The following is a 20,329-nucleotide window of genomic DNA, read 5'->3' as shown; positions in this document are numbered from 1 at the left end:
GTTGTGCCATCTCAAGAGGGAGACGAAATGCCGCTCGATCGAAGGACGTTCCTGGGTACGTCCGCCGCTACCGGCGCCGGTGTCGCGCTTGCCGGAGCCACTGCCACCCCCGCCGCGGCGACGGGCCGCACACGTCCGCCGAAGCGGTACTCCTTCACCGTCATGGGCACCACTGACCTGCACGGCAATGTCTTCAACTGGGACTACTTCACGGACAAGGAGTTCGACGACAAGACCCACAACGACGTGGGCCTGGCGAAGATCTCCACGCTGGTGAACAGGATCCGCGAGGAGAAGGGCCGCCGCAACACGCTCCTCATCGACGCCGGTGACACCATCCAGGGCACCCAGCTCTCGTACTACTACGCCAAGGTCGACCCGATCACGGCCCGGCGCGGTCCCGTGCACCCGATGGCGCAGGCCATGAACGCGATCGGGTACGACGCCGCGGCGCTCGGCAACCACGAGTTCAACTACGGCATCCCCGTGCTGCGCAAGTTCGAGGAGCAGTGCGACTTCCCGCTGCTCGGTGCGAACGCGCTGGACGCCAAGACGCTCCGCCCGGCCTTCCCGCCGTACAGCATCCACCGCCTGTGCACCCCGCACGGCCGTGACGTCAAGGTCGCGGTACTGGGCCTGACCAACCCCGGCATCGCCATCTGGGACAAGGCCAACGTCCAGGGCAAGATGGTCTTCCCGGGCCTTGAGGAGCAGGCCGCGAAGTGGGTGCCGAAGCTGCGCTCCATGGGTGCGGACGTCGTGATCGTCTCGGCGCACTCGGGTTCCAGCGGCACGTCCTCCTACGGCGACCAGCTGCCCTACATCGAGAACGCCGCGGGTCTGGTGGCCGAGCAGGTGCCCGGCATCGACGCGATACTCGTCGGCCACGCGCACACCGAGATCGCCGAGTACTTCGTCGCCAACAAGGAGACCGGCCAGAAGGTCGTGCTCTCCGAGCCGCTCAAGTGGGGCCAGCGCCTCACCCTGTTCGACTTCGACCTCGTGTGGGAGAAGGACTGCTGGACGGTCGAGAAGGTCGGCGCGCAGGTCCTCAACTCCAACACGGCCGACGAGGACCCCAAGATCACCTGCCTGCTCGGCGACGAGCACAAGAAGGTCGTGGCCTACGTCAACCAGGTCATCGGCACCTCCACGGCCGGCATGACCACGGCCGACGCGCCGTGGAAGGACGAGCCGATCATCGACCTGATCAACCATGTCCAGGCGGAGACGGTGAAGGGTGCGCTTGCCGGCGGCCAGTACGCCGCGCTGCCCGTCCTCTCGCAGGCTTCCTGCTTCTCGCGTACGGCCGCGATCCCGGCGGGCCAGGTGACCATCAGGGACGCGGCGGGACTCTATGTCTTCGAGAACACCCTTGAGGCCCGGCTGCTGACCGGAGCGCAGATCAAGGACTATCTGGAGTTCTCGGCGCGCTACTTCGTGCAGACACCGGCGGGCGCTCCGGTCGACACCGCCAAGCTGACCAACGCGGACAACACCCCGGACTACAACTACGACGCGCTCTCGGGTGTCACGTACGAGATCGACATCGCCAAGCCGGCCGGTTCGCGGATCGCGAAGCTGTCCTTCGACGGCAAGCCGATCGATCCTGCCGCGCAGTTCGTGCTGGCCGTCAACAACTACCGGGCCAGCGGCGGCGGGAACTTCCCGCATGTCGCGCGCTCCCAGCAGCTGTGGGCGAATTCGGAGGAGATCCGCAACACGATCATCAACTGGGTGAAGGCGAAGGGCACGGTCGACCCGGCGCAGTTCGCCACGGTGGGCTGGAAGCTGACTCGTGAGGGTACGCCGGTCTTCTGATCAGGCGTGGTCCACCAGCGGGAGCAGGCTCGCCGGCGCATGCGCCGGGCGGGCCTGTTCGCGTTGCAGGCCGAAGCTGGTGAAGGCGGTGCGGCGCGGCAGCGGGTAGTGCTCCTCGCCGGTGAGGGAGTTGAGGATGCCGGCGCTGCGCCAGGCGGCGAGGCCGAGGTCGGGGGCGCCGACGCCGTGTGTGTGGCGCTCGGCGTTCTGTACGTAGACCGCGCCGGTCACCGGGGGGTCCAGGAGCAGTCGGAACCGGGCGTCGACGCGGGGGCGGCCGGAGGCGTCGCGGCGCATGTGCGGGTCGAGGCCGGCCAGCATCCGGTCGAGTGACCGCTCGCGGTAGCCGGTGGCCAGCACCACGGCGTTGGTGGTGAGCTGGGAGCGGGTGCCCTGCTGGGCGTGTTCCAGATGCAGCTCGACCTTGGTGGTTCCGACGCGGCCCGCGGTGCGCACGGTGACGCCGGGGGTGAGGACGGCGTCGGGCCAGCCGCCGTGCAGGGTGCGGCGGTAGAGCTCTTCGTGGATGGCGGCGATGGTGTCGGCGTCGATGCCCTTGTGGAGCTGCCACTGGCGCGGGACGAGAGCGTCGCGGGTCTGCTCGGGCAGTGCGTGGAAGTAGCGGGTGTAGTCGGGGGTGAAGTGCTCCAGGCCGAGCTTGGAGTACTCCATCGGCGCGAAGGCTTCCGTACGGGCCAGCCAGTGGATCTTCTCGGCCCCGGCCGGCCGGGCGCGCAGCAGGTCGAGGAAGACCTCCGCGCCGGACTGGCCGGAGCCGATGACCGTGATGTGCTCGGCGGCCAGGAGGCGTTCGCGGTTGCCGAGATAGTCCGAGGAGTGGATCACGGGGACGGCGGGGGCCTCGGCGAGGGGCCGCAGCGGCCCGGGGACGTACGGCTCGGTGCCGACGCCGAGCACGAGGTTTCGCGCGTAGGCGCGGCCCAGGGCCTGCGCCTCGCCCTCGGTGTCGAGCTGGGTGAAGTCCACTTCGAAGAGGTCCCGTTCAGGGTTCCAGCGGACGGCGTCGACCTGATGGCCGAAGTGCAGCCCGGGCAGACTGTCGCTGACCCAGCGGCAGTACGCGTCGTACTCGGCGCGCTGGATGTGGAACCGTTCGGCGAAGTAGAAGGGGAAGAGCCGGTCCCGGGAGCGCAGATAGTTCAGGAACGACCAGGGGCTGGCCGGATCGGCGAGGGTCACCAGGTCGGCGAGGAACGGGACTTGGAGCGTGGCGCCCTCGATCAGCACACCGGGGTGCCAGGTGAATGTGGGCCGCTGCTCGTAGAAGGTCGCGGCGAGCCCGCCGGGGACGCCGTGGGCGAGGGCGGCCAGGGAGAGGTTGAAGGGGCCGATGCCGATGCCCACGAGGTCGTGGGGCTGGTCCTGTTCTGGTGCGGGCGTGCCGGTCATCGGGGGGTGCCTTCCACGAGTTCGATCAGGACTTCTTGGATCAGAGCGGTCAGGTCGCCGGGGGTGGCGTGGGGGTTGAGGAGGGTGGCCTTGAGCCAGAGGCGGCCGTCAGCGCGGGCACGGCCGAGCACGGCGCGACCCGCGGTGAGAAGGGTGCGGCGGATGGCCGCGGTCTGTTCGTCGGTGGCCGCCGCGGGCCGGAACAGGACGGTGGTGAGGGTGGGGCGTTCGTACAGCTGAAGTTGCGGCTGCTGCTCGATCAGGTCCGCGAGCTGTCCGGCGGCGGCGCAGGTGCGGTCGACGAGCGCGGCCAGGCCGGTGCGGCCGAGCGCCCGGAGGGTGACGGCGACTTTGAGGATGTCGGGGCGGCGGGTGGTCCGCAGGGAGCGGCCGAGCAGATCGGGCAGGCCCGCTTCGGTGTCGTCGTCGGCGTTGAGATAGTCGGCGCGGACGGCGAGGGGCGCGAGGAGTGTCCGGTCCGGGACGGCGAGCAGGCCGGCGGCGACCGGCTGCCAGCCCAGTTTGTGCAGGTCGAGGGTGACGGAGTGGGCGCGTTCGAGGCCGTTCAGCTTGCTTCGGTGCTGTTCGCTGAACAGGAGCGGTCCGCCGTACGCGGCGTCGACGTGGAGCTCCGCGCCGTGGCGGTCGCACAGGCCGGCGATCTCGGGCAGCGGGTCGATCTGCCCGGTGTCGGTGGTCCCGGCGCTCGCCGCGACGAGGCGCGGGCCCGGCAGATCGGTGAGGGCCTCGTCGAGCGCGGCCAGATCCATGATGCCCGCGGGCGAGGGTACGGTCACCGGCTCGGGCAGACCGAGCAGCCAGGCGGCGCGGTGCAGTGAGTGGTGGGCGGCGGACCCGCAGATCACCTGGACCGCGCCGTGGCGTTCGCGGGCGAGGAGCAGGCCGAGCAGATTGGACTCGGTACCGCCGGTGGTGACCAGGGCGTCAGGGTCCTGGGCGTGCGGGTAGACCTCCTTCGCCAGTGCCCTGCTCACCAGGGCCTCCAGCGCGGACGCGGCCGGGGCCTGGTCCCAGGAGTCCAGGGACGGGTTGAGCGCGGACGCGGCGAGATCGGCGGCGACGGCGAGCGCGAGGGGGGAGGTGTGGAGGTGGGCTGCGCACAGGGGGTCGGCGGGGTCGGCGGCGCCGTGCGCGAAAGTGCGGACGAGGGTGCGCAGTGCCTCGTCGGCGCCGGTGCCGTGGTCGGGGAGCACGGGCTCGACGGCCTCGCGCACCCTGGCGGCTACGGCGTCCGGGCCGCCGCTCGGCAGCGGGCCGCCGCGGTCCGCCGCGCCGTCGCGGAGCGCGTCGAGCACGACGGCGAGCAGGGGCCGCAGGGCGTCGGGGCCTGCGGTACCTCCGGCGAGGGCGGGGAGGCCGGGCGGCGGCGTACTCATGCGGGTCCTTCGTTGAGCGCGGGGGCGGGGTGCGCGCATTGCTCAACGATCCGGACGCGAAAGGGGTATTGGGGGGTGGGGGTGGGGTGGGGGCGGGGTGGGGGCGGGTGGCGCCTGCGGCGGGCCTTGTCCCCTACCCGCCCCTTCCCGAACTGGGGCTCCGCCCCATACCCCGCTCCTCAAACGCCGGAGGGGCTGAGATGTGCGGCCGAGCCGCACATCCAGCCCCCGGCGCTTGAGGCGTGCTAGCCCGCTCGCACCGACAGTGCGCGGCGCAGGTCGTCCAGTTGGTCGACCAGCTTGCGGCGCAGGGCCGGGATCATGTCCGTGTTGCGCAGGCACTCCTCGCCCAGGGTCAGCGACTCCTCGTCCACCGCGTGGAGCGGAAAGGCGTAACGGCCCGCGGCCTCCGCGATGGCCGGGCCGCGGCGGGCGGCGAGGGCCACCGAGTCCGGGTAGTAGCGGGCGACGTACTCCCGTACCAGATCGGCCTGTTCGGGCTGCCAGAAGCCCTGCGCCGTGGCGCTGAACAGGTAGTTGGACAGCAAGTTGTCGGTGAACAGCCGCTGCCAGGCCGCCGTCTTCGCCTCCGCCGTGGGCAGCGCTGCACGGCAACGGGCCGCGCCCTCCTGGCCGGTGGCGCTCGGGTCACGGTGCAGTTCGGCCGCGATCGCCGCTTCGTCGCTCGCGCCGAGGACGGCGAGCCGGTACAGGATCCGCCAGCGCAGCTCGGGGTCGAGCTCGGGACCGCCGGGGACGCTGCCGTCGCCGATCCACTCCTGGAGCGTCTCCGGCTGCGCGGCCGCGTCGATGAAGTGGCGTACGGCGGTCAGCCGCAGGCCGGGCTCGCTGCCGTCCTCGGTGCGGCGCAGCAGATCGCGGCAGATGCCCCGGATCGCGCCGAGCGCGGCGGGCCGCTCGTCGGCGGGGAGGTAGCGGTCGGCGAGCTGGGTCGCGGCGAAGGCGAGGACGCCCTGGACGACGGCGAGGTCCGTTTCGCGCGGGAGGTGGGCGCGGGCGGCCTCCAGGTAGGCGGCGGGGACGAGTTCGCCGTCGCGGACCATGTCGCGGGCGGCGTTCCAGACGACGGTGCGGGTCAGCGGGTCCGGGATGCCGGAGAGGGAGCGTACGGCGGTGTCCCAGGAGGTGGCGTCGAGTCGGACCTTGGCGTAGCTTGCGTCGCCGTCGTTGAGGAGGACGAGGGCCGGGCGGCGGCCGGGGTGGGGGCCGCTGCCGTTCTGCGGGATGTCCAGTTCGAGGCGGTCGCGCAGCACGAGCCGGCCGGTGTGCACGGGGTCGTTGTCGTACGCGCCGACGGCGATGCGGTGCGGGCGGCTGCCGTCGCGGGCGACCTTGAGCGACCAGGTGCCCTCGGACTCGGAGACGGTCGGGGTGAGGGTGTCGACGCCGGTCGTACGCAGCCAGGCCTCGGCCCAGCCGGGCACGTCGCGGTCCGTGGCGCCCGCCAGCGAGTCGATGAAGTCGGCGAGGGTGGCATTGGAGAACTTGTGGCGGGCGAAGTGGGTGTTGATGCCGGCCAGGAAGTCCTTCTCGCCCAGCCAGATGACCAGTTGGCGCAGGGCGGAGGCGCCCTTGGCGTAGGAGATGCCGTCGAAGTTGAGCATCGCGGACGCGGTGTCGGGGACGGCGTCCGGGTCGGGGGCGACGGGGTGGGTGGAGGGCCGCTGGTCGGCGTCGTAGCCCCAGGCCTTGCGGCCGATGCCGAAGTCGACCCAGGTGTCGGTGAAGCGGGTGGCTTCGGTGAGGGTCTGGTAGCCCATGTATTCGGCGAAGGACTCGTTCAGCCAGATGTCGTCCCACCACCTGAGCGTGACGAGATCGCCGAACCACATGTGGGCCATCTCGTGGGCGATGACCATGGCGCGGGTCTGCCGCTCGGTGTCGGTGACGGCTGAGCGGTAGATGAATTCGTCGCGGAAGGTGACCAGGCCCGGGTTCTCCATCGCGCCGGCGTTGAACTCGGGCACGAAGGCCTGGTCGTAGGAGTCGAAGGGGTAGGGCTCCTCGAACTTCTCGTGGTACCGGTCGTAGCACTGGCGGGTGATCTCGAGGATCTCGTCGGCGTCGGCGTCCAGGTACGGGGCGAGCGAGCGGCGGCAGTGGAGGCCGAAGGGCAGTCCGGCGTGCTCGGTGCGTACGGAGTGCCAGGGGCCGGCGGCCACGGCCGCGAGGTAGGTGGCGAGCGGCGGGGTGGGGGCGCAGGTCCACCTGCCGTCGCCCTGGTGCGTGGCGACGCCGTTGCCGAGGACCGTCCAGCCCTGGGGGGCGGTTACGGAGAGCTCGAAGACGGCCTTGAGGTCGGGCTGGTCGAAGGCGGCGAAGACGCGCTGGACGTCCTCCATGAACATCTGGGTGTAGACGTAGACCTCACCGTCGGTGGGGTCGGTGAAGCGGTGCATGCCCTCGCCGGTGCGGGAGTAGCGCATCTGGGCATCGACGTGCAGCTCGTGGTCTCCTGCGCTCAGGCCGGTGAGCGCGAGCCGGTTCTCGGCGAGTGACTCTGGGTCTATGGGCTGTCCGTCGAGGGTGACGGAGCGCAGGACGGCCGGCTTGAGCTCGACGAAGGTGTCCCCGGCGGCGCGGGCCGTGAAGTGGATGACGGTCCGGGAGTCGAAGGTCTCTTCCCCGCCGGTGAGATCGAGTTCGACCGTGTAGCGGTGGACGTCGAGGAGCTGGGCTCGGGTCTGCGCTTCGTCGCGCGTCAATACGGGCATGGGGCCATGCTGCCTGATGGGACCTGCCCCGCACACGGGGTATCGGTTTCGCCGTCAGCGCACGGGACCCCGGGGGGACTCAGGAGTCGGACGAGGGGGGCGGGCCGGCCGCGATCGTCTCGTGGTGCCGGATCACTTCGGCGATAATGAAGTTGAGCAGTTTCTCCGCGAAGGCGGGGTCCAGTTTCGCGCTCTCGGCCAGCTGCCTCAGCCGCTCGATCTGGCGCGACTCACGGTCCGGGTCGGCGGGCGGCAGATGGTGCTCGGCCTTGAGATGGCCGACCTGCTGGGTGCATTTGAAGCGCTCCGCGAGCATATGGACGACCGCCGCGTCGATGTTGTCGATGCTCTCGCGCAGACGGTTCAGTTCGGCGCGTACGCCCTCGTCGATGTCCCTCGTGGTCATGGTCATCGAGCTTACGTGGCCGGGGGCGTGCGGATCACATGGCGATCACCTGGTGGTCACCGGTGATCAGGTGGTGATCGTCGGCGGGTGGTCGGGGTCCGGGATCTGGTTGCTCCAGCCGCCGGGGACGCTGCGGCCCTGCTGCTCGCGGAAGCGGATGGGCGCGGTGCCGACGCGGCGGGTGAAGAGGCGGGAGAAGTACGCCGGGTCCTCGTAGCCGACCCGCCGGGCGACCGCGGCGACGGGCAGTTCGGTGGCGGCGAGCAGTTCCTTGGCCCGGCCGAGGCGGATGCCGAGGAGGTAGTCCTTGGGGCTGCAGCCCGCGCCGCGGCGCACGGCGGTGCGCAGTTCGGCGGGGGTCATGCCGTGCCGGGCGGCGTGCTCGGTGACGGAGAGCGGCCGGAAGGCGTCGCGGGCCAGCGCGGTAAGCACGGGGTCGCCCTCGGCGTTGGTGTCGGCGCGGGCGCGGCGCAGGGCGACGAGCAGCTCGTGGACGGCGGCGCCGGTCTCGACCTCCAGGAGCGGGTTGCCGCGGCGCGCGGCCCGTGCGATGCGGCCGACTGCGGCGCGGGCGCCCGCGGCGTCGGAGAGGGGGACGACGGGCCGCTCGGGCTCTATGTAGCCCAATTCGGTGTAGGTGGCGGTCGCGGGTCCGGTGAAGTCGACGAAGCTCTCGTCCCAGCCGCCGGCCGGGTCGGGGCCGTAGTGGTGCGGCACGCCGGGAGTGAGCCAGATCAGCGCGGGTGCCGTGACGGTGGTGCGGCGCCCGTCGGGAGCGCGGAACCAGCCGCTGCCCGCGCTGATCACGACGGCGACATGGTGGTCCAGGGTGCGGGGTCCGACGGTGGGCAGGACGCCGTGCTGGAGGCCGACGCCGAGGCAGGCCAGGCCGAGGCGGTGATGGACGGGGCTCGGGGTGAAATAGCGCATCCAGGTGTGGTACATCCGCTTCTCTCCCCTTCCCCGGGCTCCGGGTGCGTGAGTTGCGTCCAAACAGCGCCGATCTTTGTCCATGGACCGGCTCGCCGCCAGGGGGCGATGGTTGGTCGCGGTACGTGACCAGGCCCTGTCCGGCCTGATCGGCCGGACAGGGCCTAGGTGAGGGGCGATACGTGGCTGAGTTCACGGTGGGTGATACGGACTTCCTGATGGACGGGCGGCCCGTACAGCTGTTGTCGGGCGCGCTGCACTACTTCCGGGTGCACGAGGAGCAGTGGGACCACCGGCTGGCGATGCTGCGGGCAATGGGCCTCAACTGCGTCGAGACGTATGTCCCCTGGAACCTTCACGAGCCGGAGCCCGGCCGGTACGCCGACGCGGATGCGGTGGGCCGTTTCCTGGACGCCGCGGGCAGGGCGGGACTGTGGGCGATCGTGCGGCCGGGTCCGTACATCTGCGCCGAGTGGGAGAACGGTGGGCTGCCGCACTGGCTGACCGGGCGGCTCGGGCGGCGGGTGCGCACGGAGGACGCCGAGTATCTGGGGCATGTGGAGCGCTGGTTCACCCGGCTCCTGCCGCAGGTCGTGGAGCGGCAGATCACGCTCGGCGGCCCGGTGATCATGGTGCAGGCCGAGAACGAGTACGGCAGTTACGGCTCCGACCAGAACTATCTGCGCCATCTCGTGGACCTGCTCAGGGGCTGCGGGGTGAGCGTCCCGCTGGTCACCTCCGACGGGCCCGAGGACCATATGCTCACCGGCGGCTCGGTGCCGGGTGTGCTCGCGACGGTGAACTTCGGGTCCGGGGCCCGGGAGGCCTTCGCCACGCTGCGCCGCCACCGGCCCGCCGGACCGCTGATGTGCATGGAGTTCTGGTGCGGCTGGTTCGATCACTGGGGCGACGACCATGTGGAGCGCCGGCCGGCGGATGCGGCGGCCGCGCTGCGGGAGATCCTCGACGCGGGCGCGTCGGTGAATGTGTACATGGCGCACGGCGGAACGAATTTCGCGGGCTGGGCCGGGGCGAACCGCACGGGCGATCTCCAGGATCTCGAACTGGAGCCGACTGTCACCTCCTACGACTACGACGCGCCGATCGACGAGGCCGGGCGTCCCACCGAGAAGTTCTTCAGCCTCCGTGAGGTCCTGGCGCGCCATCACGACGGGCCGCTGCCCGAACTGCCGCCCGAGCCCGCCGTCCTGGGTGCGCGGCTGCGGGTGGACCTGCGGGCGTGGGCGCCGCTCGACGATGTGCTGGAGGCGCTCGGCGACGACGAGGTGGAGGCTCCCGTGCCGCCCACCTTCGAGGAACTGGGCGTGGACCGCGGTCTGGTCCGCTACCAGGTGGCTGTGCCGGGCCCGCGCCGGCCGTTTCCGCTGAGCGTCGCGGGCCTGCGGGACCGGGCCGTCGTGTACGTGGACGGGGTCGCGGCGGGTGTGCTGAGCGGCGAGTACGAGGCCCTGGCGGAGCCGGTGGCCGGCCCCGCGTCGGTCGAGCTGTGGGTGGAGTCGCTCGGTCGCGTCAACTACGGGCCGCGCACGGGCGAGTCGAAGGGCATCACGGGCGGGGTGCTGCACGAGCGGCAGTATCTGCACGGCGTACGGGCGCGGGGGCTGCGGCTGGCCGCGTTCGAACCGGCGGCGGTGGAGAAGGTGCCCTTCCGGGCGCCCGAGGGGGGTGCGGCGGGCCTCTACCGGGGCTCGTTCGATGCGGCTGCGGCGGGGGATGCGAGGCTCGAACTGCCCGGCTGGACGCGGGGGTTCGTGTGGGTGAACGGCTTCTGCGTGGGGCGGTACTGGGCGGTGGGGCCGCAGCGGTCACTGTTCGTGCCGGGGCCGGTGCTGCGCGAGGGCGCGAACGAGGTGTGGGTGCTGGAGCTGGAGGGGGCGGGGGGTTCGTTGTGGCTGGGGTGAATCCCGCCCCCAAGGGCCAGGTGCTGGACCGACGCGCCCAGCACCTGCCCCTCACCTCTCACGTACTGGCCAGGCGGGGTCAATACGCCTGGAGACCTCGCTGCTAGAGCCTGGCCGCCGCGGACTTGATGGCCGAGGCGAAGGTGGACACCTCGGTGTAGACACCCGGGTAGTCGGGCCGTGCGCAGCCCTCGCCCCAGCTGACGATGCCGACCTGGATCCACGCGTTGTTGTTGTCCTTGCGGAACATCGGGCCGCCGGAGTCACCCTGGCAGGTGTCGACGCCGCCCTGCTGGAACCCGGCGCAGATCTCCTCGCCGGCCACGAGTTCGGGGTAGGCCTGCTTGCAGCTGGCGTCGGAGACGAAGGGCACCTGGGCCTTGAGGAGGTAGCGCTGCTGGCCGCCGCCCTCGCGGGCCGCACCCCAGCCGGCGACGGTGAAGGTGCCGTTGTCGAAGGCCTTGGTGTCGGCGATCTTGAGGGTGGGCAGGTCGATCGGCTTGGCGAGCTTGATCAGCGCCCAGTCCTTGCCGGTGCCGTTGTAGCCGGGGGCCTGCAGGACCTTGGTCGACTTGACCTTGATGGCGCTGGAGCTCTGCAGGTCGACGACGCCCGCGGTCGCGGTGATGCTGGTGTTGTTGCCGGAGCCGCTCACACAGTGCGCGGCGGTGAGCACGATCTGCTTGGTGTAGAGCGCGCCGCCACAGCCCATGGAGAGCCGGACCATGAACGGGAACTCGCCCTGGGCGGCGCGGGTGCCGCCGACGACGGGCGGGGTGGCGGCCGAGGACGAGGTGGGCTGGAGGCTGATCGCGGCGAGGACGACGGCGCCTGCGGCGGCGCATCTCTGGAGCGCGCGAACGAGGTTCTTCTTCAACTGACTGCCTTTCGTGGGGGGTTGAGATGTACGCCCCGCACGGATCCAGGCAGCGTTGCGGCACGCTGACATGGGCCCGACAAAGCGTGAACCGGATTATGGAGAGTGGATCTCCCGGGTCACAAGGACCACTTTTCGGCCAGCTTCACCAGCGGGGATTCGCCTCTCCCTGCCCGTAGAGTTGAAAGCGGCCGACCGTCATGCATGGGGGGTACGGGACGTGGTGGCGAAGGACAGCGAGGTCGTACACGGCTATCCGCACCTCGACACCGTGCGGGCGGCGATCACCGCTCTGTACAAGCGGATCTCGCCCGACGGTGTGCACTCCTACGCGCCGAGCGTGCTGCCCGCCGACGTCGCCTTCGCCGACCAGGACGATCTCCATCTCGGCGCCCAGCGCGTCGCCCACGCGCTGGTCCAGCATCTGCGGCTGCCGGACGCCCGGATGGTGGTGAGCTTTCGCGAGATGCACCATGCCGCGAGCGTCGAACTCGTCGGGGGCCCGGAGTACTTCATCGAGCTGAACGACCGCTTCCGCACGCATCGCAGAGACATCGGGGCGGCTCTCGCCCACGAGATCATGCATGTGCTGCTGCACCGGCTCGACCTGGCCTTCCCCGGCACCCGCGACAACGAGATCCTCACGGACACCGCGACCACCTATCTCGGCGCGGGCTGGCTGCTGCTCGACGCCTTCCGGGAGGACGGTGTCACCAGCCAGAAGCTGGGCTATCTCACGCCCGAGGAGTTCGGGTATGTCCTGGCCAAGCGGGCGATCGCCTTCGGCGAGGACCCCTCGCCCTGGTTCACCAGCCCGCAGGGCTACACCGCGTACACCAAGGGCCGCGCCATGGCCCTGCGCGACGCCCAGCAGCCGCCGCTGACCACGGCCGGGTGGACGGGACGCCACCGCTATGCCAAGGAGCGCCGCCTCGCCCGGGAGCACCCGGCAGGGGCCGGCGCACACTCCCCCGAGGCCGAGTCGTCCGCGTATGCCTTCGAGCACGGGCCGGACGGGCTGCGCGTCTCCTTCCCCTGCCCCACCTGCCACCAGCGCATCCGTGTTCCCGTGCGCGGGCGGGTACGGGCCCGCTGCGGGCTGTGCCGCACGATTCTCGAATGCGACACCTGACCGACCTTCCGTAGGCTCGAAATATGACGAAAGAGCCGACGGCGGGCGCCCGCGAGATGTTCGAAGCGGTATACAGCGGCGCGCAGGACGCCGTCGTGGCTCTGCTGCGGGCCAAGGTCCCCGCTGACCTGACCGACACGGAGGGGCAGACTCCGCTCTACCGGGCGGCGGTGAGCGACGAAGCGGGCATCGTGCGGCTGCTGCTGGCGGCGGGCGCCGACCCGGGGCGCGGCTCGGGCCCCGAGGGCGGGGATCTGCCGCTGTGCGGGGCCGCGATCGGCGGGCACACCGAAGTGGTACGGGCGCTGCTGGCCGCGGGCGCCCGGCCGGACCAGCCGGAGGCGTACGGCTTCACGGCACTGCGCTGGGCGGTGACGCTGGGGCACGCCGCGACGGCCGAGGCCCTGCTGGAGTACGGCGCCGACCCCGATCTGGAGGGCCCCGGCGGCGAGCGGCCACTGGTGCTCGCCGCCCGCCGCGGCTCCCCCTCGACCGTGCGGGCCCTGCTGCGGCACGGCGCCAAAGCGAAGGAGGCGGCGCTCGCGGAGGCCCGGCAGTGGCTCACGCGGGATGTGGAGAGCGAGCTGCGCGAGGGGCTGCTCAGCGCGTACGGAAAGGGCCAGGAGTACGAGACGGTGGCGCGCCGGATCGAGGAGGACGGCGGGGTGACGGTCGTCGTCGAGCTGCTCCAGGACGGCGCACCGAGGGCGGGCAGTGAGCAGCAGACCGGCCACGCGGCGATCGTGACGCTGCTCGAGGGGCAGCTGGGGATCCGGACCCCGTACGAGGACCTGGCCGAGCGGGCCCTGCGCTGCGGTGATCCCGGACAGGACGACTGGGTCGAGTCGGTGATGGCTCTGTGGAGCCGCGGCGGCGAGGAGACCTTCCAGGCGGCGGCCGCCTGGTGTGCGAGCGACGATCAGCTGCGCCAGGCGTTCGCGGCGGACGTGCTGGCTCAACTGGGCTTCGGGGAGGAGGACTTGCGCCCGTTCGCGGCCCGCGCGCTGCCACTGCTGCGCGAACTGTCCCGGGAGGCACGGGAGCCGGAGCTGATCCAGGCCGTCGTCCTCGGGCTCGGGCACCACGGGGATCCGGCCGCCCTCCCCGAGATCCTGCGCCATGCCGGGCATCCGGACGCGGAGGTGCGCAATCAGGTGGCGCTCTCACTGTTCGGGCTCGTCCCGGGCGATCACGCCGAGGGCATCGGGACGCTGATCACGCTGAGCCGGGACGTGGACCCCCATGTCAGGGACTGGGCGACCACGGCGCTCGCGGACGTGGAAGCCGATACGACGGAGATCCGGGAGGCGCTGGCGGCGCGGCTCACCGACAGCGACGTGGACACGGCGGCCGAGGCGGCCCGGGGGCTGGCGATCCGTCAGGATCCGCGTGCGGAAGCGACCTTGGCGCGGATTCTCGCGGACGCGGACCCGGACGGGTACGCGCGCGAGGCGGCCGCGGAAGCCGTGCGGCACATACACGACGAGAGGCTCAGGCGGCGGTTGGAGCAGACCGCGCCGCGCTACCGCTGATCGTGCTCGTCGCAGTGCTCACATCAGACGGAGCGCGCCGGGCGCCCGCTCCTCCATGATCTCCACCAGCCAGTCGAAGACGGTCGAGCCGATGCCGACCCTCGCCTGCTCCAACTGCTGCTGGACAAACGCCCTGTTCGCCGGACGGCACCGCGCGAGGCGCAGCTGAAGCTGTCGTACGGTCTCGTCCCGGCCCAGCGCCGTACGGGAGCGCTCATGGTCGTGCCACTCGATGACGAAGTCGCCGTCGTCCGGTGTCCCCATGCCGCCGCTGAGGCAGTCGGCGAAGGCGTCGAGATTGCGGCCGAAGTAGCCGCCGGGCCCGTTCACGGCTTCGCCGATCACCCGCCAGAAGGCGTCGAGGTCGGTGACCTCCGCCCCGTCGATCACATAGGTCCTGGTCACGGGGCGGAGGATACCGGCTCAGCAGCGGTGGTCGACGAGGTCGAACGAGGCGTAGTGGTCGGCGGTGTAGTAGTCCTCCTGGGCCGCGCTGCCCGTGACGATGCGGCGGGCGCCGCGGTTCGGGGAGCCCGGGGTGATGACCGTGTACTCGTGGTAGTAGCCGGAGGAGTGCGACGGCAGGACGTCTTCGCGGTTCGAGAAGACGGTTCCGTCCTGCTTGTACGGGAAGGGCCCGCCCTGGTCGATCAGGTCGAGGGTGTCATGCGCCTGGGAGGGGAGGTCGGAGTAGCAGATGTGACCGACGTCGGCGGCGGTCGTGGGGGTGACCGTGGCCGAGGGGGCGGCTGTTGCCTGTCCGCCGATGAGGAGGGTGGAGGCGAGGACAGCGATGCCACCGAGGGTGGCGATTCGTGGGGGGATTCGCATACGCACCATTGATGCGCGTAGACCTTGACGCGTCAACGCCAACTGGGCTTAATTTCCCGGGAGTTAACCGGGGAAAGAACCGGCGGACTCCTGCCTTCACGTTCTTTCCGCACAGCTACCGCACGCCGTACACAGGTCCCGGAGGCTCGGCCTCGGCCAGCAGCTTGAGCGTGGCTTCGCCCGCTTCGGCAGGACTCCAGCGCGCTCCCCTGTCGGCCGTGGGGCCGGGACGCCAGCCCTCCATGACGGTGATACGGCCCGCCTCGGCCTCGAAGACACGGCCGCTCACGCCCGAACTGGCCGCCGAGCCCAGCCAGACGACGAGCGGCGACACATCCTCGGGCAGGGCGGAAAGACCGGCGAAGGTCTCCTCGGTCATCCGGGTGCGGGCCGCCGGCGCGATGGCGTTGACCTGGACGCCGTAGCGGCCCATCTCGGCCGCCGCGACAAGGGTCAGGCCGATGATTCCGGCCTTGGCCGCCGCGTAGTTGCCCTGGCCGACGCTGCCCAACAGCCCTGCCCCGGACGTGGTGTTGACGACGCGTGCCGCAACCGTCCGCCCCGCCTTGGCCTCGGAGCGCCAGTGCGCTGCGGCGTGCTTGAGCGGAAGGAAGTGGCCCTTCAGATGGACGCGCATCACGGCGTCCCAGTCGTCCTCGTCGAGGTTGACGAGCATCCGGTCGCGCAGGAAGCCCGCGTTGTTGACCAGGGTGTCGAGCCGTCCGTAAGCCTCCAGCGCGGCGCTGACGAGAGAGGCCGCGCCCTCGCTCGTCGCGATGTCACCGCCGTGCGCCACGGCGCGGCCGCCGAGCGATTCGATCTCCTCGACGACCTGCCGGGCGGGTCCGCTCGATCCGCCTTCCCCGTCGAGGCCGACGCCCAGGTCGTTGACGACGACCTTGGCGCCTTCGGCGGCGAAGGCGAGCGCGTGGGCCCGGCCGAGTCCGCGCCCCGCGCCCGTCACGATCACCACTCGCCCGTCGCACATGTTCTTGCCGGGGGTACGGGGGCTGTTCCCCGGGACGGCACTGCCGGTCATCTCAGGTCTCCTTGTTGACAGTTGCGGCATCGAGGAAGGCGGGGCGCTCCCCGCCGCCGTGCACGAGCAGCGAGGCGCCGCTGATGTACGCCGCCCGCGGGGAGGCGAGGAACACGGCCGCGTCACCGATCTCGGAAGGCTCGGCCAGCCGTCCCAGCGGGACCGTGCGGCCCACCGCGGCGATGCCCTCCTCGTCCCCGTAGTGCAGAGGGGACAGTTCGGTGCGGACCATGCCAAGGACCAGGGTGTTCACCCGCACCTCGGGTGCCCACTCCACGGCCATCGAGCGCGCCAGACTCTCCAGTCCGGCCTTCGCCGCCCCGTACGCGGCCGTGCCGGGCGAGGGGCGGCCGCCGCTGACGCTGCCGATCATCACGACCGAACCGCGGGCGGTTCTGAGATGCCCGTGGGCCGCGAGCGAGGAGGTCAGGGGCGCGGTGAGGTTGAGCTCGATCACGCGGGCGTGGCGCGCCGCGTCCGCTTCCCCGAGCAGACGGTACGGCGTGCCGCCCGCGTTGTTGACGAGGGTGTCCAGCCGGCCGTGCCGGGCCACGACCCCGTCGAAGAACTCGCCCACCGCCGCCGGATCACGCAGGTCGAGGGTGACGAACTCCGCCCCGGCGACGGGCACTTCGGGCGGCCTCCGCGCGCAGATCACCACCTTGGCGCCCGCCCGAACGAACGCGCGGGCGATTCCCGCGCCCACGCCCCGCGTGCCGCCGGTGACGACGGCCACCCTCCCGCCCAGCTCCATCGGCTGCTACCTTCCTCACCTAACAAATGTTTGGTGGAAAGGTAGCTGATCCGCCCATGGGTGTCTCCACCGCAAGCCCCGAGAGGGGTATCTGCACCGTCACGGTCGACTTCCCACCCGTCAACGCCCTTCCCGTACAGGGCTGGTACGACCTCGCCGACGCACTGCGCGCGGCCGGCCGGGACCCCGAGGTCCGCTGCGTCGTCCTGGCCGCCGTTGGCCGCGGCTTCAACGCGGGCGTCGACATCAAGGAGATGCAGCGCGACAGCGGACACTCCGCCCTCATCGGCGCCAACCGCGGCTGCTACGAGGCCTTCGCCGCGGTCTACGAGTGCGAGGTCCCCGTCGTCGCGGCCGTGAACGGCTACTGCCTGGGCGGCGGTATCGGCCTCGTCGGCAACGCGGACGCGATCGTCGCCAGTGACGACGCCGTCTTCGGACTGCCCGAACTGGACCGCGGCGCACTCGGCGCTGCCACCCATCTCGCCCGGCTCGTCCCCCAGCATCTGATGCGCGCGCTGTACTACACCTCCCGTACCGCCACCGCGCGGGAGCTGCATGCCCACGGCTCGGTCTGGAAGGTCGTCCGGCGCGACGAACTGGCTGACGCCTCACTGGAGTTGGCGCGGGAGATCGCACAGAAGGACGGCCTGCTCATCCGGCTGGCCAAGGCCGCCATCAACGGCATCGACCCCGTCGACGTACGCCGCAGCTACCGCTTCGAGCAGGGCTTCACCTTCGAGGCCAACCTCAGCGGGGTCGCCGGCCGCGTCCGCGACACCTTCGGCACCGAAGGCAAGAAGGAGGACCGAGCGTGACCGACAAGACGATGACGCCCGACGACGTCGCCTCCCGCCTGCGCAGCGGGATGACGATCGGCATCGGCGGCTGGGGCTCGCGCCGTAAACCCATGGCCCTGGTGCGAGCACTGCTCCGTACTGAGATCACTGATCTCACCGTCGTCTCCTACGGCGGCCCCGACATCGGCCTCCTCGCCGCCGCCGGCCGCATCCGCAGACTCGTCACGGCCTTCGTCACCCTCGACTCGATCCCGCTCGAACCGCACTACCGCGCCGCCCGCGAGCGGGGCGACTTCGCCCTCACCGAGATCGACGAGGCCATGTTCATGTGGGGACTGACCGCCGCCGCCAACCGGATGCCCTTCCTCCCCGTCCGCGCGGGCCTCGGCTCGGACGTGATGCGGGTCAACCCCGAGCTGCGCACGGTCACTTCGCCGTACGAGGACGGCGAGGAGTTCGTGGCAGTACCCGCCCTGCGGATGGACGCAGCGCTCGTCCACCTCAACCGTGCCGACCGGCTCGGCAACGGCCAGTATCTGGGTCCCGATCCCTACTTCGACGATCTGTTCTGCGAGGCCGCCGACACCGCGTACGTCTCCTGCGAGCAGCTGGTCGAGACCGCCGAGCTGACCAAGGGCGCCGCCCCGCAGACCCTGCTGGTCAAACGGCACTCGGTCACCGGAGTCGTCGAGACGCCGAACGGCGCGCACTTCACCTCGTGCGCCCCCGACCACGGCCGCGACGAGTCCTTCCAGAGGCTGTACGCGACCACCCCCTGGCCCGAGTTCGCGCGGCGCTTCCTGTCCGGCACGAGCGAGCACGACTACCAGTCGGCGGTCCAGGCCTGGCAAGAGGAGCAGCAGTGATCAGTCGTTCCGAGTACTGCGTGATCGCCTGCGCCGAGGCATGGCGGGGCAACGGCGAAGTGCTGGCCAGCCCCATGGGGCTGATCCCGTCCGTCGGCGCCCGGCTGGCCAGAGCGACCTTCTCCCCCGACCTCCTCATGACGGACGGCGAGGCGATGCTCGTCGGCCCGGACGGGACGACGGAGGGCTGGCTGCCGTACCGCCAGCACCTCGCACTGGTCACCGGCGGCAAACGGCACGTGATGATGGGCGCGAGCCAGATCGACCGCTACGGAAACCAGAACATCTCCTGCATCGGAGCGTGGGAGCGGCCCACCCGCCAGCTCCTCGGCGTACGCGGGGCGCCCGTCAACACCCTGAACAATCCGGTGAGTTACTGGGTGCCCAGGCATTCCCTCCGGGTCTTCGTCGAACGGGTCGACATGGTGTGCGGAGTCGGCTACGACCGTGCCGCCGGTGCGCGCCACCACCGCATCCCGCGGGTGGTCAGCGACCTCGGCGTCTTCGACTTCGAGACCGAGGACCGCTCGATGCGGCTCGCGTCCGTGCACCCGGGTGTCACGGTCGAACAGATCCGTCAGGCCACCGGCTTCGCGCTCACGATCCCCGACGGTGTCCCGCACACGCGTGAGCCGACCGCCGCCGAACTGCGGCTGATCCGTGCGGTGATCGACCCGAAGGGCCTGCGCGAGCGCGAGGTCAGGGTCTGATGGAGACGGCCCTCACGAAACTCACCGGCGTACGGCACCCCGTCGTCCAGACGGGCATGGGGTGGGTGGCGGGACCCCGCCTGGTCTCCGCGACCGCCCGTGCGGGTGCGCTCGGCATCCTCGCCTCGGCGACGATGACCCTCGACGAGCTGCGCCGGGCCGTCCGCGAGGTCGCCTCCCGGACGGACGCGCCCTTCGGCGTCAATCTGCGGGCGGACGCGGGCGATGCGCGCGATCGCGTACGGATCATCATCGACGAAGGGGTCCGGGTCGCCTCCTTCGCCCTCGCGCCGTCCCGCGAACTGATCGCCGAGCTGAAGGACGCGGGGGTCATCGTGATCCCCTCGGTCGGCGCGCGGCGGCATGCCGAGAAGGTGGCGGCGTGGGGCGCGGACGCGGTGATCGTCCAAGGCGGCGAGGGCGGGGGCCACACCGGTGACGTGGCAACGACCGTCCTGCTCCCGCAGGTTGTGGACGCCGTCGACATCCCGGTCATCGCCGCGGGCGGCTTCCACGACGGACGCGGCCTGGTCGCGGCGCTGGCCTACGGGGCGGCGGGCATCGCGATGGGCACGCGCTTCCTGCTCACGTCGGACTCGACGGTGCCGGACGCGGTCAAGGCGAAGTACCTGGCCGCGACGGTCAAGGACGTCACCGTCACCACGGCGGTCGACGGTCTGCCGCACCGGATGCTGCGGAGCGAGCTGGTCGACTCGCTCGAGCGTGCGGGCCGTACGCGAGCGCTGACGCAGGCGGTGCGCCGGGCGGCGGGCTTCAAGAAGATCTCGGGCCTGTCCTGGTCCCGGTTGATCCGCGACGGCCTGGCCATGAAGCACGGCAAGGACCTGACCTGGAGCCAGGTCCTCCTCGCCGCGAACACCCCGATGCTGCTGAGGGCCTCGATGGTGGAGGGCCGCACGGATCTGGGCGTGATGGCATCGGGGCAGGTGGCGGGGCTGATCGAGGACTTGCCGAGCTGTGAGGAGCTGGTGGGCCGGGTGATGTCGGAGGCGGGGCAGGTGCTGGGTGCGCTGCCGCGGGCTTGTTCCCCTACCCGCCCCTTCCCGTAACTGGGGCTCCGCCCCAGACCCCGCGCCTCAAACGCCGGCGGAAATTCAGCCCGTCCGGCGTTTGAGGACATGCGGCCGAAGGTCGCATACGGGGGTC

General features: G+C 71.2%; 18 protein-coding genes. 8 read left to right on the top strand and 10 right to left on the bottom strand.

Translation table 11 applies throughout. The annotated features are described in order from the left end of the window. Window positions 1–27 precede the first annotated feature (27 nt). On the top strand, window positions 28–1,821 hold the full coding sequence (locus tag OHA61_RS29775; protein ID WP_406305619.1) for a bifunctional metallophosphatase/5'-nucleotidase: 1,794 nt from the start codon (window positions 28–30) through the stop codon (window positions 1,819–1,821). Here the strand turns inward: OHA61_RS29775 and OHA61_RS29770 are convergent, their stop codons facing one another. The 5 genes from OHA61_RS29770 to OHA61_RS29750 all read right to left on the bottom strand — a co-directional run bounded on the left by OHA61_RS29770 (window position 1,822) and on the right by OHA61_RS29750 (window position 8,714). Next, on the bottom strand, window positions 1,822–3,231 hold the full coding sequence (locus OHA61_RS29770) for a lysine N(6)-hydroxylase/L-ornithine N(5)-oxygenase family protein (RefSeq protein ID WP_406305617.1): 1,410 nt from the start codon (window positions 3,229–3,231) through the stop codon (window positions 1,822–1,824). Further along, window positions 3,228–4,628, bottom strand: coding sequence for a pyridoxal phosphate-dependent decarboxylase family protein (locus OHA61_RS29765; RefSeq protein ID WP_406305616.1), 1,401 nt, complete (start codon window positions 4,626–4,628; stop codon window positions 3,228–3,230). Before OHA61_RS29765 ends, OHA61_RS29770 begins: the two co-directional genes overlap by 4 nt. A gap of 245 nt (window positions 4,629–4,873) precedes the next feature. Beyond that, window positions 4,874–7,363, bottom strand: coding sequence for an aminopeptidase N (gene pepN, locus OHA61_RS29760; protein ID WP_406305615.1), 2,490 nt, complete (start codon window positions 7,361–7,363; stop codon window positions 4,874–4,876). A gap of 79 nt (window positions 7,364–7,442) precedes the next feature. Next, the gene (locus OHA61_RS29755; protein ID WP_324975600.1) at window positions 7,443–7,769 is read right to left on the bottom strand and encodes a chorismate mutase; all 327 of its coding nucleotides are present in this window, start codon (window positions 7,767–7,769) and stop codon (window positions 7,443–7,445) included. A gap of 66 nt (window positions 7,770–7,835) precedes the next feature. Continuing rightward, window positions 7,836–8,714: a helix-turn-helix domain-containing protein gene (locus tag OHA61_RS29750; protein WP_406305614.1), complete on the bottom strand. Its 879-nt coding sequence runs from the start codon at window positions 8,712–8,714 to the stop codon at window positions 7,836–7,838. 167 nt (window positions 8,715–8,881) lie between these two features. Between OHA61_RS29750 and OHA61_RS29745 the strand changes: the two genes are divergently transcribed. Continuing rightward, window positions 8,882–10,621 carry a glycoside hydrolase family 35 protein gene (locus tag OHA61_RS29745; protein WP_406305613.1) on the top strand — a complete coding sequence of 580 codons (1,740 nt, stop codon included), beginning with the start codon at window positions 8,882–8,884 and terminating at the stop codon, window positions 10,619–10,621. A gap of 103 nt (window positions 10,622–10,724) precedes the next feature. Here the strand turns inward: OHA61_RS29745 and OHA61_RS29740 are convergent, their stop codons facing one another. Further along, window positions 10,725–11,498 carry a S1 family peptidase gene (locus tag OHA61_RS29740; protein WP_406305612.1) on the bottom strand — a complete coding sequence of 258 codons (774 nt, stop codon included), beginning with the start codon at window positions 11,496–11,498 and terminating at the stop codon, window positions 10,725–10,727. A gap of 223 nt (window positions 11,499–11,721) precedes the next feature. On the opposite strand from OHA61_RS29740, the gene OHA61_RS29735 reads away from it, so the two are divergent. Both OHA61_RS29735 and OHA61_RS29730 read left to right on the top strand, forming a co-directional pair. Beyond that, window positions 11,722–12,630: a hypothetical protein gene (locus tag OHA61_RS29735; protein ID WP_406307522.1), complete on the top strand. Its 909-nt coding sequence runs from the start codon at window positions 11,722–11,724 to the stop codon at window positions 12,628–12,630. A 23-nt stretch (window positions 12,631–12,653) separates the two neighbouring features. After that, complete coding sequence (locus tag OHA61_RS29730) at window positions 12,654–14,162, top strand: ankyrin repeat domain-containing protein (RefSeq protein WP_406305610.1); 1,509 nt, start codon at window positions 12,654–12,656, stop codon at window positions 14,160–14,162. Window positions 14,163–14,180: 18 nt separating this feature from the next. Here the strand turns inward: OHA61_RS29730 and OHA61_RS29725 are convergent, their stop codons facing one another. The 4 genes from OHA61_RS29725 to OHA61_RS29710 all read right to left on the bottom strand — a co-directional run bounded on the left by OHA61_RS29725 (window position 14,181) and on the right by OHA61_RS29710 (window position 16,786). Beyond that, entirely contained in the window at window positions 14,181–14,567 is a 387-nt protein-coding gene (locus tag OHA61_RS29725; protein WP_406305609.1) for a barstar family protein, read from the bottom strand. Between the two features lie 18 nt (window positions 14,568–14,585). Continuing rightward, window positions 14,586–14,993, bottom strand: a complete 408-nt coding sequence (locus OHA61_RS29720) for a ribonuclease domain-containing protein (protein WP_324990410.1) — start codon at window positions 14,991–14,993, stop codon at window positions 14,586–14,588. 115 nt (window positions 14,994–15,108) lie between these two features. Further along, window positions 15,109–16,032 carry an SDR family oxidoreductase gene (locus OHA61_RS29715; RefSeq protein ID WP_406305608.1) on the bottom strand — a complete coding sequence of 308 codons (924 nt, stop codon included), beginning with the start codon at window positions 16,030–16,032 and terminating at the stop codon, window positions 15,109–15,111. A 1-nt stretch (window position 16,033) separates the two neighbouring features. Continuing rightward, window positions 16,034–16,786 carry an SDR family oxidoreductase gene (locus tag OHA61_RS29710; protein WP_406305607.1) on the bottom strand — a complete coding sequence of 251 codons (753 nt, stop codon included), beginning with the start codon at window positions 16,784–16,786 and terminating at the stop codon, window positions 16,034–16,036. Window positions 16,787–16,842: 56 nt separating this feature from the next. Here OHA61_RS29710 and OHA61_RS29705 point away from each other — a divergent pair, with 56 nt between their 5' ends. Genes OHA61_RS29705 through OHA61_RS29690 form a run of 4 tightly spaced genes read left to right on the top strand, consistent with a single transcriptional unit; the run spans window position 16,843 to window position 20,232 of the window. Beyond that, the gene (locus tag OHA61_RS29705) at window positions 16,843–17,604 is read left to right on the top strand and encodes an enoyl-CoA hydratase family protein (RefSeq protein WP_406305606.1); all 762 of its coding nucleotides are present in this window, start codon (window positions 16,843–16,845) and stop codon (window positions 17,602–17,604) included. Beyond that, entirely contained in the window at window positions 17,601–18,452 is an 852-nt protein-coding gene (locus OHA61_RS29700) for a CoA transferase subunit A (RefSeq protein WP_406305605.1), read from the top strand. Before OHA61_RS29705 ends, OHA61_RS29700 begins: the two co-directional genes overlap by 4 nt. After that, the gene (locus tag OHA61_RS29695) at window positions 18,449–19,162 is read left to right on the top strand and encodes a CoA-transferase subunit beta (RefSeq protein WP_406305604.1); all 714 of its coding nucleotides are present in this window, start codon (window positions 18,449–18,451) and stop codon (window positions 19,160–19,162) included. Before OHA61_RS29700 ends, OHA61_RS29695 begins: the two co-directional genes overlap by 4 nt. Beyond that, window positions 19,162–20,232, top strand: a complete 1,071-nt coding sequence (locus OHA61_RS29690) for an NAD(P)H-dependent flavin oxidoreductase (RefSeq protein ID WP_406305603.1) — start codon at window positions 19,162–19,164, stop codon at window positions 20,230–20,232. The genes OHA61_RS29695 and OHA61_RS29690 overlap by 1 nt, the downstream gene beginning before the upstream one ends. Window positions 20,233–20,329: the final 97 nt, after the last annotated feature.

Source organism: Streptomyces sp. NBC_00885 (assembly GCF_045207475.1).
GTDB lineage: Bacteria > Actinomycetota > Actinomycetes > Streptomycetales > Streptomycetaceae > Streptomyces.
The sequence above is the reverse complement of the archived record's forward strand: the minus strand, read 5'-3'. Positions and strand labels throughout refer to the sequence as shown.

What these genes read in the sequence shown, in the direction of transcription:
- OHA61_RS29775 (WP_406305619.1), top strand. Translation starts at nt 28, where the DNA reads ATGCCGCTCGATCGAAGGACGTTCCTGGGTACGTCCGCCGCTACCGGC.
- OHA61_RS29770 (WP_406305617.1), bottom strand. Translation starts at nt 3,231, where the DNA reads ATGACCGGCACGCCCGCACCAGAACAGGACCAGCCCCACGACCTCGTG.
- OHA61_RS29765 (WP_406305616.1), bottom strand. Translation starts at nt 4,628, where the DNA reads ATGAGTACGCCGCCGCCCGGCCTCCCCGCCCTCGCCGGAGGTACCGCA.
- pepN (WP_406305615.1), bottom strand. Translation starts at nt 7,363, where the DNA reads ATGCCCGTATTGACGCGCGACGAAGCGCAGACCCGAGCCCAGCTCCTC.
- OHA61_RS29755 (WP_324975600.1), bottom strand. Translation starts at nt 7,769, where the DNA reads ATGACCACGAGGGACATCGACGAGGGCGTACGCGCCGAACTGAACCGT.
- OHA61_RS29750 (WP_406305614.1), bottom strand. Translation starts at nt 8,714, where the DNA reads ATGTACCACACCTGGATGCGCTATTTCACCCCGAGCCCCGTCCATCAC.
- OHA61_RS29730 (WP_406305610.1), top strand. Translation starts at nt 12,654, where the DNA reads ATGACGAAAGAGCCGACGGCGGGCGCCCGCGAGATGTTCGAAGCGGTA.
- OHA61_RS29720 (WP_324990410.1), bottom strand. Translation starts at nt 14,993, where the DNA reads ATGCGAATCCCCCCACGAATCGCCACCCTCGGTGGCATCGCTGTCCTC.
- OHA61_RS29715 (WP_406305608.1), bottom strand. Translation starts at nt 16,032, where the DNA reads ATGACCGGCAGTGCCGTCCCGGGGAACAGCCCCCGTACCCCCGGCAAG.
- OHA61_RS29710 (WP_406305607.1), bottom strand. Translation starts at nt 16,786, where the DNA reads ATGGAGCTGGGCGGGAGGGTGGCCGTCGTCACCGGCGGCACGCGGGGC.
- OHA61_RS29705 (WP_406305606.1), top strand. Translation starts at nt 16,843, where the DNA reads ATGGGTGTCTCCACCGCAAGCCCCGAGAGGGGTATCTGCACCGTCACG.
- OHA61_RS29690 (WP_406305603.1), top strand. Translation starts at nt 19,162, where the DNA reads ATGGAGACGGCCCTCACGAAACTCACCGGCGTACGGCACCCCGTCGTC.